Genomic DNA, 16491 nt, shown 5'->3' with positions numbered 1-16491 from the left:
GATATATCGTGAAATAGCCTGAATGTTAGGTTGTTTTTCGACGTTATAGATATGAAAAACGTTCAGCACCTAACATACGATACGTTACCAAATAAGCTTGATTTATCAGGCTAAAGTGTCTCGTTTTTCGCCTACAGCCGCAACTTTACGTCTACCTTCTCAGGGAACTTCTTTAGTTCGTCCTGTACAGCTTCAAAGAAAAGCGTCTCTTCGAACTGCTCTTGGCTTATTGGAGCGTCCCAGTCAGAACGTATCTGCTCACTACAAAACTCGTGAACCTTCTCTATCTGTGCGTCCCCTACGTAGTCCGCCTGATAGCCGCCCTTGTCCGTCTGTTGCTTCAACTGCCTTGTTCTCTTGCTTATTCGGCTGTCGAAATCCAAGGCATTCAACAGATACTCAGCCATCTGCTTGCTGCTTGCGTGCGGCACTGCGTCAATCATTATCTGTCGCTGAGCGTTCTTTAGCAGCTCGTGCCTGTTCCAAACGCGGTACCAAAGGAAATAATCATTTACTATGCTCATACCTTTCCCCTTTCTCCTTGGGAGTGTGCGTTGGACGGGGGAAGAGCGTTTTTTCAGCTCGAAAAGCTAAAAATCATAAAACCACCCCCCTACCTCCGCCCATACTCCATTCGCGGTTAGCTAGTCGTGTACTTCGTCCGCATCCGCAATGACAAAGTTGCAGAAGAGGTAGACAGTAGCCCCCTCTTCCCTGAGCGTCCTTGCTCTTCCTGCGGCCTGTTCTACGGCGTTTTCAAGCCGCTCTATCTGCATATCCCGCATCTCTGGTTCAGTGTAGAGATACAGCGTTTGTTCAACGCCGTTTAGCGGTACGTTCTGGTTCTGCCGCTCAAGCTCTGAGCCGTCTCCTATGTCATCCCACAAATCTTGGTATGACTGTAGCGGCAGGTCGAACTTTCCAGCAACTATGATTGTTCTTCCTTTGAACAGGTCTAAGCCGCTGTTGTTGGCAAAGTGAATCTGCTTGCTTCCGTCATTGGCAAGGTTGAATCCCTGTTCTTTCCAGAAGTCCCTTTCTTGCTCACTGTCGCACTTGAACGTTAGAAGCGGCGAGTTCTCTATCACGTCTGCGGGCAGGACGGACTTCATGTATTCGGCTAGTGCTGGTAGCTTTTCATTGTTCTTGCCCTTGGCACCACTACAGCCGCGATACTGGATTATGCGGCCTATGTTAGCGGCTAAAGGGGCTTCAAGAACCTCTATCTGTACGTCGTAGTACTTCTCAGTACGCTTGTTCATCGGCGTTGCCGTGAATATCCGCACGGGTATTAGCCTGTTCGAGCACTCTTCAATCAGCGTGCTCTTTCTAACGATACGGATACAGTTAGTACCAGCCTTTCCCTTGGATAGCTTGCCGTCGTTCTCCATACAGTAAAAGAACCCTGCGGCTATATTTGCGGCGTTCGTCGTGGCTAGATAAGCGTCTACCTGCTCTCTCAGCTGCGGTGCTACTTCCTGCCGCAGGAATGACAGGTCTATTTCTATGCCGTCTGCCCTGTCGCGGCTCTTGATTTCGTCTATGAAGTCAAGAAGCTTCTTAGCTGTATCGGTATCCAAGAACGGAATGACGCTAGCTAAGTTGGCGAGTTCTATCTTCGTCTCTTTGACAAGAGAGGAATCTATCTCTTCGTCAATAATTATCATGTCAGGGCCTAAGCCGCTCAAAGCGGTTAGAAGGCTGTGCGTTATCAGGAAAATGCCCTTATCCTCTTCGTTGAACAGCTTGTCTATGAAGCCCTTTCGTTCCGCACTCTTAGTCTTTGCGGGCAACCCTAGCTGTAGATAGAAGACGTCCTCTTGACTCACTTCCTTTGGCGGGCACCTGTGAATCAGTCCCGTTTGGTTGAAGCTCGCCTTAGCCAAGAAACGCTCTTCGAACTCCTTCAAGTTGTCGTGCTTTGGTGCCGAGTAGATTATCTTTTTCTCATACAGGTCTGGAAGGGCTAGCAACCAGTCGATTACTCTCTTTGTCTTCCCACTTCCAGTTTGGCTCTTTAGTATGCGGACGTTACCCGTTCTGTCGTTCAGGAAGGCGGGCACTGCTTCATCCATCCAAGCGTCCAGCTCTTGCATTGTCACTTTCGAGCACTGCGGCGTAATCGGTATGTCTATATCGTCCCCGAAGAACTCTGGAACTGTAACCAGCTTGCCGCCCCTGCCCCGCACAATCGGGACGGGCTTCAACGTGCAATCCCTGAACTTTGCCCTTATCTGCCCTTCGTCGCAGGTATGCCCTGCGTATGTCTGCGGGTTGAACCAAGAAAGAACGTCTTCCAGCACCGTTCTTGCCTTTGTGTTGTAAGACAGGTAACGCAGGTTGCTGAACAGGCTTAGACGCTCGTTGTAGTCCAGATACTTGCCTTCCCTAAATGGCCGAGACAACGGATACCCAAGCGGCCCCGCTAGCTGCGCGTCACCTCGGCCGGCGCCTTACGCGTGCGGGCGAAGCTCAGGCAGTCGGCGATCTTCTCGCCCGTGGCGAGGTAGGTGTAGGTGGGCATCTCAAAGAGCACGGGGCGCAGGGCGGCCACGTTCACCTTGCCGTCCTCGGTCACGATGGAGTCGTCCGCGTAGGTGCCCGCGATCGAGCAGATGAAGTTCTCGAAGTGGTCAATCTCGTAGACGTCCTCCACGCGGCACTCCATGGAGAGCTTGGCGTCGTCGATGAGCGGGGCGCCGGCCTCGCCCGCCGTCCAGGCGAAGACGTCGGCCTTGCTCTGGCGCGCACCACTCACGCTGCCGCAGAGGTCCGCGTGGTCGAGCCAGGACTCGTCGACCACGTTCACGGAGAGCACGCCGGTCTGCTTGATGCAGCCGTTGATGAAGTGTGCGCCGGCGAGGCTCACCATAATCTTGCTGTGGCTCGGGATGCCTGTGTGTGCCACGAGCGTCCAGGTTGGCTCGTCGCCGTTCATGGCACCCACCACGATCACGGGCACGGGGTAGAGGGCGGGCTTGGACCCGATGTTCTTCTTCACGTCAATTCTCTTTAATATCAAACTTTTGTGCGAATTGGGGACTGTCCCCAATTTACAGACTGGCGCGGAGGACCTGGACGATCTCATCGCGGGTGAGCACGTGGTAGCCGCCCTGCATGACGAGGGTGGAGTCGGCGATGGCCTCGACCATGTCCTCGGTGGCGCCGAGCTCGGTGATGTTCATGACGCAGCCGATCTCGCGCATCCAGGCCTCCATGGCGTCGAGGCCGGCGGCAGCGAGCTCCTCGGTCGTGCGGCCCTCGGGCGCGATGCCCCAGACGTTGATCGCGAAGCGCGCGAACTTCTCGACCCCATACGGCATGACCAGACGGTAGTACGGCAGCGCCACGGCGGCGAGCGTCATGCCGTGCGTGGCGTCGGTGTGGGCACCCACGGCCTGGCCGAGCATGTGGACCTCCCAGTCCGTGGACTTGCCGCGCGAGACGAGCGTGTTGAGCGCCCAGGTGGCACACCACATGATGTTGGAGCGAGCCTCGTAGTCCTGCGAATCGGCCACGGCGGCGCGGCTGGCGGTAACGAGCGACCGCATGAGGCCCTCGGAGAGGTAGTCGGACGTGTTGTCGTCCGTGCCCGAGAAGTACTGCTCGGTGATGTGGTTCATGACGTCGAAGATGCCGGACACCATCTGGTACTTCGGCAGCGAGTAGGTGAACTCGGGGTTCAGCACGGCAAAGCGCGGGAACACGCGGTCGTCCGCGAAGACGTGGCCGACCTTCATCTTGGTCTCGTGGTTGGTGATGACCGAGCCGCAGTTCATCTCCGATCCCGTGCCCACCATCGTGAGGACCGAGCCCACGGGCAGCACGTCAAGGTCCGCCGACGGCTCGTCGAAGTCTACCCAGTACTTCTGCCAGGGGTCCACGCCCTCCGGCAGGTTCGCGGAGACGGCCACGGCCTTGGCGTAGTCGATGCAGGAGCCGCCGCCCACGGCGAGCAGGAAGTCCACATGGTTCTCGCGCGCGATGCGCACGCCCTCGCGGAGCTTCTCGACCGTGGGATTGGGCATGACGCCCGCGTCCTCCACGACGGTCTTGCCGGCCGCCGCAAGCGCCGAGATCACCTGGTCGTAGATGCCGTTCCTCTTGATGGAGCCACCGCCGTAGATGAGCTGGACGTTCTGGCCGTAGTTCGCGAGCTCCGCCGCGAGGGCGTCCATCGCGTCCGTGCCAAAGATGAGCTTGGTGGGGTTGTGATAGGTGAAGTTGCCGAGCATGGGTCTCCTTTCGCTGTGGCGTGGCCTCATAGTAAGTGACACTTCGTCACTTGTAAAGTAATAAGTGACATGGCTTCACTTATTCTGCATCCGCCTGCGGTATACTTCCCCCAGCAACCGTACGGAGGATCCATGGCCGAGTTCATCAGGGCGAGAAGCCCCGAGCAGAAGGGGCAGCGCCTCGACGAGATCAAGGGCGCCGTGCGCCGGCAGTTCGCCGAGCGCCCCTACCACGAGATCACGCTCACCACGATCGCCGAGGAGCTCGGCTGGTCGCGCGCCAACCTCTACAAGTACGTGACCACCAAGGAGGAGATCTTCCTCCTGCTCACCGGGGACGAGTGCAACGCCTACTTCGATGCCCTTCTCGCCGCGCTGGACGAGGGCCGCACGCCCGACGCGGCCGCCGTCGCCGACGCCTGGGCCGACGTCGCCGACGCGCACCAGGAGTACTTCCGCCTGGGCGACCTGCTCACGACCATCGTGGAGACCAACGTCACCGTCGAGCGCCTCATGGTCTTCAAGCGCGGCTACTACGATCGCGTGGCCGAGATGCGCGAGCGCCTGCCGCAGGTCGCCGGAATCGCGCCGGAGCGCGTGGAGCCCCTGCTGCTGGCCGTCTATTACCACGCCACGGGCCTCGTCAGCTCCTGCTGGAGCAACCCGCTCATCGCGGAGGCGCTCTCGCGGCTTGAGATCGAGCGTCCCGAGACCAACTTCCGCGCCGAGATGCGCGATTTCATAGGGATGTGCCTCGGGCACTACGCACGGTAGCACGCTGTCGAGAAGAACCCGGGGCCTGGGCCCCGCGCGAGAAAACCCCTGGCGCCTGATTTCTGGCATCTGCGTGCCGCGGTGCCGAAATAGCCTCATATGCGTGCGAATGGTGCCGGAATTGGGACGTATGCGTGCCGCGCACACGCATACGTCCCAATTCCGGCACCAGGTACTTCTCGCCCAGCGGCCCCATGCGTGACCTTACCGACTCTTTGCAAAGCCTGCTTGTCATTTCTTGCAAAGCGTACTATGCTTATATTGCAAAGCAAGCTTTGCATAACTCCGGCACGAGAGGAGGCCCATGCGAACGCGCATCAAGGAGCTGCGCCGCGCGCGCAAGATGAGCCAGGCCGAGCTCGCCGACGCCGTGGGCACCACGCGGCAGACCATCACGTCCATCGAGGTGGGCAAATACACCGCCTCCCTGCCGCTCGCCTACAAGATCGCCCGGCACTTTGGCCTCACGATCGAGGACGTCTTTGACTTTTCCGAGATAGACGAGGAGCTGTGATCACCATGAAGAACACCGCCGAAGCGCTGCGCACCGCCATCCGCCGCCGCCTGCGTCGCGAGAGAATCCTGCTCGCCGTCATGTTCGTCGCATGGGTATCCCTGGTCGCACTCATCACGACCGACGCGCTCCCCGCCCTGCGCGGAGACGTGCGCGCCTCAGGCTTTCTCTCGGGGTTCATGGTGGGCATGTTTACTGTCGCCGCCGGCATCACCGCACGACAGGTCCTCAACCTGCGCCGCGCCCTCCAAGACGAGACCGAGCTGCGACGCTTCCTCGCCCGCGAGAACGACGAGCTCCAGGCCCACCTCGAGCGCGAGGTCGCGCGCGCCTACGTCCGGCTGCTACCAGCGCTCGCCGTGGTGGCCGTCTTCGTCGGGGCGCTCGTGGGCTTTGAGTCCATGGTCTCCGTGGCGGCCACGCTGGTATTTCTCGCGCTCGTCCTGCTCGCCGTGAAGATCTACTACAAGCAGCGCCTCGCCGCTCCCGCAGCGGAGTAAAGTAGCGCCAACAGCCGTTTTCGCGCGAAGGGAGCACCCATGGACGAGGTTCTCGCCTACCTCAAGGCCAATCCCACGTACTTCCTGGCGACCGTGGACGAGAAGGGCGACCCGCAGGTGCGTCCCTTTGGCACCATCGCCAAGTTCGAGGGCAGGCTCTACATCCAGACCGGAAAGGTCAAGGCCGTCTCCGACCAGATGCTCGCCCACCCGCGCGTGGCGATCTGCGCGACGGGCGCCGACGGCACGTGGCTGCGCCTCGAGGCCGACGCCGTGCTCGACGACCGTCTGGAGGCCCGCGAGGCCGTGCTCGCCGAGTATCCCGACCTGCAGCCCCTGTACGCGGCGGACGACGGCAACTGCGAGGTCTTTGCGCTGGAGAACGTGACCGCCACGTTCTGCTCGTTCACCAGGGACCCCTACACGATCCGCTGGTAGCGGCCAGCGTCACGCCCCAAACGAGAAGAGCGCCGCGCTCGCACCCGCTTCGCGCCAAGCGGCGAGAGCGGCGAGGCGCTCCGTCGTGGACGCGGCCAGCGGCTCGGGCAGCGCGTCCGGCGCGAACCAGCCCACCGCCAGGCTCTCGTCGTCGCCCACGCGCGGGTCGGCGCTGCCGCCCTCGGCGACCCGGCAGACGAACAGCAGGTCCAGGTACTGCGTGCAGTCACCGTTGGCGTAGACGGTCTCGTAGTGCTGGGCGGCCACGCGCACCAGGTCCGTGGGCACCACGTCCACGCCCGTCTCCTCCGCGACCTCGCGGATCACGGTGTCCGCCGGCTCCTCTCCCGGCTCGTTGATGCCGTAGACGAGCGCCCACTCGCCCGTGTCCGCGCGCCGGCCCAGCAGCACGCGCCCGGCGTCGTCCACCACATAGGCGGAGACCCCGATAAGCCACAGCAGATCATGGCCGATCTTCTCGCGCAGACGCAGGATGAACTCAGGTGTCGCCATGGTCTTCTCGCCCCTCAGATCGTCGTGCCAAAGATGGTGTCGGTAATCTCGAGTGTGCTCTTGTCGAGCTCGTACCAGCCGTAGGTCGCCACGTGGTCGCCCATGTCGGCAAAGACGTGGATCAAGAGGGTGTCCTCGGTCTCGGAGTCCAGCATGACGACCGCGTCCTCGGGGATGAGCCCCGCTGCGTCCAGCTGCACGACCGCGTAGGCGTAGTAGTCGAGCGGCTCGCCCCCCGACCCTCCGGTCGGGTCCAGGCCCGTGCCCTCCTGCACCTCCGAACTCGTGCGAACGGGCCGCTCGCAGAGGCTGTAGCCAAAGACGCTGCCCTCGTCGCGGCGCGCGGTCACGTCGTAGGTCGCCACCACGTTGTCGGCGACGCCGTCCGCGTACGTGACCGTGGCGGAGCAGGTGACGTAGCTGCCGTAGGCCTGCCAGCCGTCCGTCTGGATGGTCCGGGCGAAGGGCCCGTCGGCGGCGCTCAGCGACCAGCCGCCCTCGGCGGGCTCGAGCAGGGTCCCGTTCAGATAGCCCAGGTCGTCGGGACAGCTCCCGTAGAAGGACGAGATGATCCGCCGCACCGTCGCCTCGGGAACGAGGTACGTGGAGACGTCCGCGCTCTCGTAGGTCAGGCCGTAGGAGTTCGAGCCGGGCGCGAGCGTCGGGCGGTCGCCGAACTGGTGCGGGTAGACCATGAGGAAGACGAGGGCGGCGTCGAAGTCGGGATCTTCGCCCGGCGCGGACGGGCCAACGGCCCCGAGGGTCTGGTCGGTCTGCCCAAACGCGTCCGCAGCCAGATAGACGAGCGCCAGGTCCTCCACGGGCACTGCGTCAAAGCCCTCGTCCGGCGCCGTGCCAACGACCTGGGTGGCCTCGTCGAGAAGGACGTCGCTCACCGACGGGCACCCCGAGAGGTCGAGCGTCCCGAGGTCCGGGTTGCCGGTCGCGTGCACGGCCCGCAGCGCGTCCGAGGAGGGCAGGGTGAGCTCGGTCAGGCCGCAGTCGTTGCAAGCCACGTCGGCGAGCTGCGTGTTCGCGGAGAGGTCAAGCGAGGCGAGCGCGTTGCCGGAGCAGGCCAGGCTCTGGAGGCTCGTGAGGTGCTCGATGCCCGTGAGGTCGGTGATCCCCAGGTCGCAGAGCCCGTTTCCCACCTCGTCGGGCGCGTCGGGCGAGCCGAGCGACGTCGTGGCGGCAACCTCCTCCTCGGAGATCGCCCCGCTCTCGTTGGTGTCGACGCGCTCGGCGAGGTAGGCGCGAAACGCCTCGTCGGGGATGTCCTCCAGCCGGGCCACGACCACCTCGGCGGGCGCGAACGGCCCCACCCTGAAGTGCCACAGGCACCCCACGGCCACGGCGCAGACGATGACGACCACGCAGCAGACGATAAGGACGACGATTCCGCGCCCGCGCCGGCGCGGGGCAGGACCCGCGGCCCCCGACGAAGCGGGGACGTCGAGCCTCGCGCCGCACGCGGTGCAGAACCTCGCGGCGTCGGAGAGCGGAGATCCGCAGCTGGGACACGTCCGTGACATGGTCGCTCCTTTGATCGCCCGTGGTCTCCCGTGGCCGTCCGTGGCCTCCCCCAACTTTACACGTCCGCGCGGCTGCCGACGTGGAGATAGCGCACGCGCTCGCCGAGCTCGTCGCGCAGCAGGGCAAAGGCGTCGGTGCCGGTGCAGTGGCACGTGAGGTAGCGCGCGGGCCGGACGGCCAGCTCCCGGGCGAGCGCGCGCGTGAGCCGGGCGTCCTCGACCGTGCCGCCGCTCGGGTCCATGAGGTGGAAGCCGGCCACCACCGCGTCGAGCGGGGCGCCCGCGAGCTCCTCCGCAGCGTCCATGAGATTGAGGATGCCGCCGTGCGAGCAGCCGGAGACCAGGACGTGCCGGCCGTCCTCCTCCACGAGCAGGCTCTGTTCGTGCGTGAACGTGTCAGGCACGAGCGCGCCGTCCGCGCCCCGCATGAGCAGGCGCGCGTTGGAGCGGGCGACGGGATGGGCGCGCCGCGCGGTCGAGAAGAGCATGAGCCCGCTGCCCAGGTCGTGCTTCTCGCCCACCGTGACCACGCGCGGGTCGGCGGCGAGCGCCGGGTCCAGCCCGATGGCGTGATGGCGCTCGAGCGTGCCGGAGACGTGCGGCTCGAAGGCGTGCTCGCGCACGTAGACGGGCACGTCGCGCCCGGCGTCCGAGCACGCGGCGAGAAACGCGGGCAACCCGCCGCCGTGGTCGTAGTGCCCGTGGGAGAGCACCGCCGCGTCCGCCGTGGTCACGTCCACGCCCAGCGTCCGCGCGTTGGCGAGAAACGCCTCGTCCGGCCCCATGTCAAAGAGGACGCGCCGGCCGTCCGCGAGCTCCAGCCACAGGCTGAGCCCGTGCCGCGCGGCGAGCCGGCTCGAGGGCGTACCGTTTTCCATCAGCACCGTGACCCGCATTGCACCCCTCCCTTGCCTAAAAGGGGTCTGACCCCTTTTAGGCAAGTTTTCGGCAACGCTCGCCGAGCGGGCGCGCTTCTCGCCGAGTGAGGGGTATAACGCAGGTAAACGGCACGTCTCAGACGAGGGAGGCAACCATGTACTTCAGAAACATCCTGGTTCCCTACGACGAGTCCGAGCACGCCCGGAGCGCCCTGCACATCGCGCTCAGCCTGGCGGGCCCCTACCCCGAGGCGAAGGTCCACGTGATGACCGTCATCCCCTCCTCGACGCTGCCCGACCCCACGCTCATGGCGGGCACGCTCGACACGCCGTACGCCATGGTCGACCCCACGAGCTACGAGCGCATCATGCAGTCCGTGGCGGACAACGCCTGCGCCGACGCGCGCGAGCTCATCGACCAGACGCGCGACGACGCGCAGTGCCAGATCGTGGCGGACGCGGTCATCGCGAGCTCCCCGGTCGAGGGCATCGCCGACTACGTGAAGAGCCACGACATCGACCTCGTGGTCATGGGCCGTCGCGGCCTCGGCGCGCTGCGCGGCATGATCGGCAGCGTGAGCTTTGGCGTGCTGCGCTCCGTGGACGTGCCGGTGCTCACGGTCAAGTAGCGGGCCCCTCGCCCCGACGGTCCAGAAGCGGCGTCACGCCCTCCCCGAGCAGCTCGCAGGCGCGGCGCGTCAGCTCCTCCAGCGGCAGCGCGCGGTCCGAGAGCAGCCACCACCGGTAGAGCGAGAAGAGCCCGCCGAGCCCAAAGGCGAGCAGCAGCTCGAGGTCCTCGTCCGACAGCTCGCCGCTCACAAGTCCCCGGTCGACCACCTGACGCATGAGCGGGCGCGTCAGGTGGTCGATGAGCAGCTCGGAGGGTACGTGCTCGCAGTAGCGCTGCTGCAGCACGACGTTCTCGCTCAGGTACTCGGCGAGCGCGGCAAAGAAGGCGTGCAGCGGCCTCCCCGCGTCCGAGTCGTCCGCGCGCGGGCCCGCCGTGCGCTCCACCTCGTCGAGAAGCTCCGTCACCACGTCCTCCGCGATGGCGTCGAGCAACCCGTCCACGGAGCCGAAGTGCTGGTAGAACGTCTTGCGGTCCACGTCCGCCTCACGCGCGATCCGGCTCACGGTGATGCGCTCGAGCGGCTCGTCCATGATCAGCCGGTCAAACGCCGCGACGATGGCGCGGCGGCTCCGGCGCACGCGGCGGTCCACGCGCTCGCCGTCCTTATCGGCCCGCCGGTTCTTCTCGCCCGGGTTCTGCTCGGTCTGTGACATAGTCCTCATGCTCCGCCCATCTGTGGATTTGGCGCCACATTCCTTCCTTTCACGGAAGAGACATTCTTATTATTCCACACATGTGGGATTTCTCATACCTGGGTATAAACGGGTCGTCACGAACACCTCGCGAAAGGATCCAAGATGTCGCTGACCCAGGCCGCCGAGCGCGCCGCACTCTGCAAGCTCATCGACTACGTTGACGAGGACCCCGAGGCCCGCATCCCCAAGCTCATGGACACGGTCGACAAGTACGTGCCGTCGGAGGTCTTCCCCACGCAGCGCGCCGCCTTCCACCACGCCATCGACAGCCGCAGCAACTGGTACGAGCTCATCCTGCGCGTCTTCCGCCTGAACCCCGAGGTGCGCGGCCGCCTGCTCAAGAGCTTCCTCGTGGACGCCAACATCCTCGCCTGGCCCGTGCAGGAGAAGATGCGCGACAAGCACCAGTGCAACATCCCGTGGGCCATCCTTCTGGACCCCACGAGCGCCTGCAACCTGCGCTGCACCGGCTGCTGGGCGGCGGAGTACGGCCACGCGCTCAACCTCTCCTACGAGGACATCTGCTCAATCATCGACCAGGGCCGCGAGCTGGGCGTGCACGTCTACATCTACACCGGCGGCGAGCCGCTCGTGCGCAAGGCGGACCTCATCCGCATCTGCGAGAAGTACCCCGACTGCGCCTTCCTCTGCTTCACCAACGCCACCCTCATCGACGAGGCCTTCTGCCAGGAGATGATCCGTGTGGCCAACTTTGTTCCCGCCATCAGCGCCGAGGGCAACGAGCACACCACGGACGCCCGCCGCGGCGAGGGCACCTACGCCAAGATCGAGCACGCGATGGACCTCCTGCGCGAGCACGGCCTGCCCTTCGGCATCTCCTGCTGCTGGACGCGCGCCAACGCCGATGCCGTGGCCACCGAGGAGAACATGGACTGGATGATTCAGAAGGGCGCGCTCTTCTGCTGGTACTTCCACTTCATGCCCGTGGGGCGCGGGGCCTCGGCCGAGCTCATGCCCACGCCGGAGCAGCGCGAGCGGATGTACCGCTTCGTGCGCCGGATGCGCAGCGAGAAGCCCCTCTTCACGCTGGACTTCCAGAACGACGGCGAGTACGTGGGCGGCTGCATCGCCGGCGGCCGCCGCTACCTGCACATCAACGCCGCGGGCGACGTGGAGCCGTGCGTCTTCATCCACTACGCCAACGCCAACATCCACGACGTGAGCCTGCTCGACGCGCTGCGCTCGCCCATCTTCATGAAGTACTACGAGGCCCAGCCGTTCAACACCAACCACCTGCGGCCCTGCCCGATGCTGGAGAACCCGGACGACCTGCCGCGCATGGTGGCCGAGACCGGGGCGCGCTGCACGGACCTCGTGGAACAGGAGACGCCCGAGCAGCTGCGCGAGAAGACCGCGCCGGCCGCGGCCGCGTGGAGGCCGGTGGCCGAGCGCCTGTGGGCGGACGAGGCCGACCCCGAGCACGCCAAGCGCACAGACTGGCACGAGGGCCAGGCCGAGACGGACGTCACGCGCCTCGCGCGCGTGGGCCGCGACCTGACGACGCAGACGGAGCCGAAGCTGTAAGCCCTTCTTGGCCGGTGTGCGGCGCGCGCGAGTCGGGATTTCCGGAAATGCCGCGTTACGCGCGCTGCGTTTGCGCTCCGGGCGCGCGCAGGTCGGGATTGCTGTCCGCGTGGACACGAATCCCGACTTACGCGATTTTCTCGCCGTGCGTAGATCGGGATTTCCGGTAAAGCCGTGTTACGCGCGCTGCAGGGCGGCGTCAGGACAGCTCGCGCAGCCACTCGACGGCGAGGTCCAGCCAGCGCGCCACGTGCGGGAGCGCGTCGCCGGGGCGATGGGCCGTCTGCTCCGTGGCCAGCGAGAGGCCGTGGCGCCCCTCGTGGAAGGCATGGCACTCGTGGTCCACGCCCGCTGTGGCGAGCGCGGCCGCGTAGAGGTAGGCGTTTCTCACCGGCACCGTGGCGTCCGTGGCCGTGTGCCAGAGGAAGGTCGGCGGCGTGGCGGCGCTCACCAGGTCCTGGGCGCGGGCGAGCGGCCCGTCCGCCGGGCAGAGGCGCGCCGCGTAGGCGGCATCGCCCGGCCAGCCGGCGCCGAGGTCGATGACCGGGTAGCAGAGGATCTGCCAGGCCACGCGCGCCGCGTCCGCGCTCACGCCGGCGCGGGCGAGAAACGCCTCGTCCCGTGAGAGCGCCGTGTACGTGGCACAGAGGTGCCCGCCTGCCGAGCAGCCGAGAAGCCCGAGGTTCTTCTCGTCCACGTGCCATGCGTCCGCGTGCGCGCGGACCGTCGCGACCGCATGGGCGAGGTCCAGCTGCGGCGCGGGCAGAAGCGGTCCCGGCACGGCGTCATCGAGCACGGTGTAGTCCAGGACGAAGGCCTGAAGCCCGCGGGCGAGAAGGGCGAGCGCCACCGGCTCCGCCTCGCGGTCCGAGCAGAACGCGTAGCCGCCGCCCGGGCAGACCACGGCGGCGGGACGTCGGCGCGCGGCCTGGTCGGCCACGTTGTCCTGCGCGTAGGCCGTGAGCGTGGCGACCTTGGCCCCGTGGCCGGACCCCGGCAGCTCGATCTTCTCGACGCGCATGTTCTCCTCCGTTGGTTGGGTCCGTCCATCATACGAGATAGTGTCCGGCGCCGGACGTACAATAGGCGGGCAGAGGAGGACCCATGACCGACCGCTCGCCCGCGCCCCAGACCGCCAGATGCCCCACGCCGAGAAGGGCCGCGCACCTCAGGACCCCCGCCGAGCCCGCCGGGACGGGGCGGCGCATCGACGCCGTGGACGGGCTGCGCGCGCTCGCGATCGCCGGCGTGGTTCTCTACCACCTGCGCCCCTCCGTGCTGCGGGGCGGGTTTCTTGGCGTCACGGTGTTTCTCGTCATCACGGGGTTTCTCGCCACGCGCTCGGTGATGGGTGCGCTCGGGCGCGGGACGTTCGGCTACGGGCGCTACCTGGCGCGACGCGTCGCCCGCCTGCTGCCGCCGGTGCTCGTGACCGTCGGGCTCGCCGCGCTCGCCACCTACCTCGTGACCCCGAGCCTGCTGCCCAAGGTGCAGGCGGACGCGCTGCCGGCGGCGCTCTTTATCGGCAACTGGTCGTACGTCTTCCGGCAGGTCTCCTACTTCCAGGCGGCCGGACTCCCCTCGCCGCTCACGCACCTGTGGTACCTCGGCGTGGTCATGCAGTTCTACGTGGTCTGGCCGCTCGTGCTCATGGCGGCGGCGCGGGCGCGGAGTATCCGCCCCCTCTCGGTCGCCGTGGGCGTGCTGGTGGGCTCGGCCGTCATCATGGCGCTGCTCTTTAACCCGCAGGGCGACACAGCCCGCGTCTACTACGGCACGGACGCCCGCGCCGCCGAGCTCGTGGCCGGCGCGCTCGTCGCCCTGGCGCTGCCCGCCGCGCGCGACGAGGGCGCGGGACGCCGGGCGGGCGCGGCGGCGCGCGGGGCGGCCACGGCCGTCGGGCTCGTCTGCCTCGCAGCGCTCGTGGCGGGGTTCGTGCTCGCCGACGGCGAGAGCGCGCTCATGTATCGCGGCGGCTACCTCGCCTTCGCCCTCGTCACGGCGGCGCTGCTCGCCTGCGTCCAGGTGAGCGGGTGCCCGCTCGGACGGGCGCTCGCCGTGGCCCCGCTGCGCTGGCTCGGCACGAGGTCCTTCTCGGTCTACCTCGTGCACTACCCGATGCTCATCCTCATGAACCCCGCCACGCGCACCACGGCCGTCGCCTGGTGGGAGCAGGCGCTGCAGGTCGCGGCGGTCCTGCTCGTGGCCGAGGTGTTCTACCGTCTGGTCGAGGCGCCGTGCGCGCGTCTCCTGGGACGGGGTCGGAGGAGCGAGCCGGGCACGGCGCCTGCGGCGGCGGCCGTCTGCCTCGCGGCGCTCGGTGCCTGCGCGGTGGGGGCGCTCGCCTTTGCCCCCGTCGACTGGCAGGCGGTCGCGGACGAGCGCGCCGTGGCGCTGCGGCCCGAGCTGGCCCCCTCGCCGGGCGCGGCGGGGACGGGGACGCCGGTCGTGACGGACGCCGAGGGGGGCGCCGGCGACGAGGGGGACACCGACGAGCCGGCGGGGCCCGTCGCCGAGAAGGTGCCCGACAACCTCCCCTGGGAGTCGTGGAGCTACGACGAGGCGACGGGCTCCTGCGACGCGCGCGTCCTCGTCATCGGCGACTCCGTGACCGCAGGCGCCACGCCCGCCCTCGAGGCCGCGCTGCCCGAGGCGCTCGTCGACGGCGCCGTGAGCCGCCAGCTCTACGAGGGGCAGGACGTCTACGCGGCGGACGTCGCGGGCGGCTTTGACCCCGAGGCCGTAGTCTTTGCGCTGGGCGGCAACAGCCTCATCCGCGACGAGTCGACGGTGCAGGCGCTGATCGACGCCGTGGGCGGCAAGCCCGTGTACTTTGTCACGATCCGAAGCCCCTACCCGCTGCAGGACGCGAACAACGAGGTCCTGCGCCGCTTTGCCGCCGAGAACGACAACGTGGGCATCATCGACTGGTGCGGCGCCAGCGAGGGGCACAGCGAGTACCTGGTCGATGACGGCATCCACCTCACGGACGCGGGCGCGGCGGCCTTTGCGCAGCTCATCCGCCAGGCGCTCTGCGGGCGCTAGACCGCCCCGTCTCGACGTATCATGATGGGGTCCAACCTTCGTCCGACTGGAGGGCCATGTCTCTCACCCGCAGGTCCGCCCTGACCGTCGGCCTCCTCGCGCCGCTCGCCCTGGCCGGCTGCTCGACCGAGGAGGACACCTCCTCGGGCCTTGACGCGCTCGGCGACGCCACGCCCGTCGCGCTGACCCACGCCACGCAGTTCTCGCTCGACGCCTACGACGGCGGCTTCCGGCTCGCGACCCTCGCGAGCGGCGACCGCCTGCTCGTGGTGCCCGAGGACGCGGAGCCCCCAGCGGGCCTGCCCGGGGACGTGGGCGTGATCCGGCAGCCGCTCGCGAACGTCTACCTGGTCTCCACCGGCATGATCTGCCTCGTGGACGCGATCGGCGCGTTGGACGCGGTCTCCGTCTCCTCGGTCAAGGCCGAGGACTCCCCCGTTCCCGCCTTCACCGAGCGCCTGGAGGACGGGTCGATCGCCTACGGCGGCCTCTACCGCGAGCCCGACTACGAGCTCATCACCGCCACCGGCTGCCCGCTCGCCATCGAGAACACCAACATCGACCACGTCCCCGAAGTCCGCGCCAAGCTCGAGGAGCTCGGCGTGACCGTCCTCATGGAGCAGTCCAGCCGCGAGGACGACATGCTCGGCCGCCTGGAGTGGATCAAGCTCATAGGCGCCGTCTTCGGGCGCGAGGACGCGGCGACGGAGGTCTTCGACGACGTGGCCGCCCGCGTGGAGGCCGCCTCGCAGGGCGCGCCGACGGGCAGGACCGTCGCCTTCTTCTACATCAACGAGGACGGCGCCGCCGTGACCCGCCGCGACGGCGACTACTTCTGCCAGATGATCGAGGCTGCGGGCGGCGAGTACGTGAGCTTCTCCGAGGAGGGCGCCACCGACTCCTCTCCCACCACGGTCACCGTGGAGATGGAGCGCTTCTACGAGGGAGCGCGGGACGCGGACGTCATCATCTACAACGGCACAATCGACGACGGCGTGACCAGCCTCGAGGCCCTGTGCGAGAAGAACGCGCTGCTCGCGGACTTCCGCGCCGTCCAGACGGGCGAGGTCTGGACCTGCGACGCCAACCTCTACCAGCAGATTACCAGCATGGCGGACATCATCGAGGACCTGCGCACGGCCTTCACCGGCGCCTCTGAGCCCACGACCTACGTCTGGAAGCTGGGCTAGC

At 66.4% G+C, this 16491-nt stretch carries 18 protein-coding genes; 8 read left to right on the top strand and 10 right to left on the bottom strand.

Translation table 11 applies throughout. The annotated features are described in order from the left end of the window. Nucleotides 1-131: 131 nt before the first annotated feature. The 4 genes from H6A07_RS03660 to H6A07_RS03645 all read right to left on the bottom strand — a co-directional run bounded on the left by H6A07_RS03660 (nt 132) and on the right by H6A07_RS03645 (nt 4235). A complete protein-coding gene (locus H6A07_RS03660; RefSeq protein WP_204813576.1) occupies nt 132-524 on the bottom strand; it encodes a hypothetical protein in 393 nt (130 codons plus the stop codon). Between the two features lie 120 nt (nt 525-644). Further along, entirely contained in the window at nt 645-2303 is a 1659-nt protein-coding gene (locus H6A07_RS03655; protein ID WP_204813575.1) for a hypothetical protein, read from the bottom strand. Between the two features lie 122 nt (nt 2304-2425). Further along, nucleotides 2426-3001: a flavin reductase gene (locus H6A07_RS03650; RefSeq protein WP_204813574.1), complete on the bottom strand. Its 576-nt coding sequence runs from the start codon at nt 2999-3001 to the stop codon at nt 2426-2428. A gap of 52 nt (nt 3002-3053) precedes the next feature. Then, a complete protein-coding gene (locus tag H6A07_RS03645) occupies nt 3054-4235 on the bottom strand; it encodes an iron-containing alcohol dehydrogenase (protein ID WP_204813573.1) in 1182 nt (393 codons plus the stop codon). A gap of 132 nt (nt 4236-4367) precedes the next feature. Here H6A07_RS03645 and H6A07_RS03640 point away from each other — a divergent pair, with 132 nt between their 5' ends. Both H6A07_RS03640 and H6A07_RS03635 read left to right on the top strand, forming a co-directional pair. Then, a complete protein-coding gene (locus tag H6A07_RS03640) occupies nt 4368-5009 on the top strand; it encodes a TetR family transcriptional regulator (RefSeq protein ID WP_204813572.1) in 642 nt (213 codons plus the stop codon). A 304-nt stretch (nt 5010-5313) separates the two neighbouring features. Beyond that, complete coding sequence (locus tag H6A07_RS03635; RefSeq protein ID WP_087227011.1) at nt 5314-5523, top strand: helix-turn-helix transcriptional regulator; 210 nt, start codon at nt 5314-5316, stop codon at nt 5521-5523. Here H6A07_RS03635 and H6A07_RS10420 read toward each other — a convergent pair. Then, entirely contained in the window at nt 5474-5755 is a 282-nt protein-coding gene (locus tag H6A07_RS10420) for a hypothetical protein (protein ID WP_204813571.1), read from the bottom strand. The genes H6A07_RS03635 and H6A07_RS10420 overlap by 50 nt on opposite strands. Here H6A07_RS10420 and H6A07_RS10415 point away from each other — a divergent pair. Both H6A07_RS10415 and H6A07_RS03620 read left to right on the top strand, forming a co-directional pair. Continuing rightward, nucleotides 5712-6023 carry a hypothetical protein gene (locus tag H6A07_RS10415; RefSeq protein ID WP_204813570.1) on the top strand — a complete coding sequence of 104 codons (312 nt, stop codon included), beginning with the start codon at nt 5712-5714 and terminating at the stop codon, nt 6021-6023. The two genes, H6A07_RS10420 and H6A07_RS10415, sit on opposite strands and share 44 nt — an antisense overlap. A 39-nt stretch (nt 6024-6062) precedes the next feature. Then, complete coding sequence (locus tag H6A07_RS03620) at nt 6063-6461, top strand: pyridoxamine 5'-phosphate oxidase family protein (RefSeq protein WP_204813569.1); 399 nt, start codon at nt 6063-6065, stop codon at nt 6459-6461. A gap of 9 nt (nt 6462-6470) precedes the next feature. On the opposite strand, the gene H6A07_RS03615 is transcribed toward H6A07_RS03620, so the two are convergent. The 3 genes from H6A07_RS03615 to H6A07_RS03605 are packed head-to-tail and all read right to left on the bottom strand — an operon-like array spanning nt 6471 to nt 9402. Further along, entirely contained in the window at nt 6471-6974 is a 504-nt protein-coding gene (locus tag H6A07_RS03615; protein WP_204813568.1) for an NUDIX hydrolase, read from the bottom strand. A 14-nt stretch (nt 6975-6988) separates the two neighbouring features. Continuing rightward, the gene (locus H6A07_RS03610) at nt 6989-8506 is read right to left on the bottom strand and encodes a zinc ribbon domain-containing protein (protein ID WP_204813567.1); all 1518 of its coding nucleotides are present in this window, start codon (nt 8504-8506) and stop codon (nt 6989-6991) included. A gap of 56 nt (nt 8507-8562) precedes the next feature. Continuing rightward, entirely contained in the window at nt 8563-9402 is an 840-nt protein-coding gene (locus H6A07_RS03605) for an MBL fold metallo-hydrolase (RefSeq protein WP_204813566.1), read from the bottom strand. Nucleotides 9403-9539: 137 nt separating this feature from the next. Here H6A07_RS03605 and H6A07_RS03600 point away from each other — a divergent pair, with 137 nt between their 5' ends. Beyond that, nucleotides 9540-10013 (top strand): universal stress protein, encoded by a 474-nt coding sequence (locus tag H6A07_RS03600; protein ID WP_204813565.1) that lies wholly within the window; start codon nt 9540-9542, stop codon nt 10011-10013. Here the strand turns inward: H6A07_RS03600 and H6A07_RS03595 are convergent. Further along, a complete protein-coding gene (locus H6A07_RS03595) occupies nt 10006-10668 on the bottom strand; it encodes a TetR/AcrR family transcriptional regulator (protein ID WP_204813564.1) in 663 nt (220 codons plus the stop codon). The two genes, H6A07_RS03600 and H6A07_RS03595, sit on opposite strands and share 8 nt — an antisense overlap. A gap of 144 nt (nt 10669-10812) precedes the next feature. Here H6A07_RS03595 and H6A07_RS03590 point away from each other — a divergent pair, with 144 nt between their 5' ends. Next, the gene (locus H6A07_RS03590) at nt 10813-12255 is read left to right on the top strand and encodes a radical SAM protein (protein WP_204813563.1); all 1443 of its coding nucleotides are present in this window, start codon (nt 10813-10815) and stop codon (nt 12253-12255) included. Between the two features lie 199 nt (nt 12256-12454). Here the strand turns inward: H6A07_RS03590 and H6A07_RS03585 are convergent, their stop codons facing one another. Beyond that, nucleotides 12455-13276, bottom strand: coding sequence for an alpha/beta hydrolase (locus tag H6A07_RS03585; RefSeq protein ID WP_204813562.1), 822 nt, complete (start codon nt 13274-13276; stop codon nt 12455-12457). A gap of 83 nt (nt 13277-13359) precedes the next feature. Here H6A07_RS03585 and H6A07_RS03580 point away from each other — a divergent pair, with 83 nt between their 5' ends. Further along, nucleotides 13360-15300, top strand: a complete 1941-nt coding sequence (locus H6A07_RS03580) for an acyltransferase family protein (protein WP_204813561.1) — start codon at nt 13360-13362, stop codon at nt 15298-15300. Nucleotides 15301-15356: 56 nt separating this feature from the next. After that, nucleotides 15357-16490 (top strand): ABC transporter substrate-binding protein, encoded by a 1134-nt coding sequence (locus tag H6A07_RS03575; protein WP_204813560.1) that lies wholly within the window; start codon nt 15357-15359, stop codon nt 16488-16490. Nucleotide 16491 lies beyond the last annotated feature (1 nt).

Source organism: Olsenella uli (genome assembly GCF_016899935.1).
Taxonomy (GTDB): domain Bacteria; phylum Actinomycetota; class Coriobacteriia; order Coriobacteriales; family Atopobiaceae; genus Thermophilibacter; species Thermophilibacter uli_B.
Note: the sequence above shows the minus strand (reverse complement) of the source record. Positions and strands in the feature narration are given on the sequence as shown.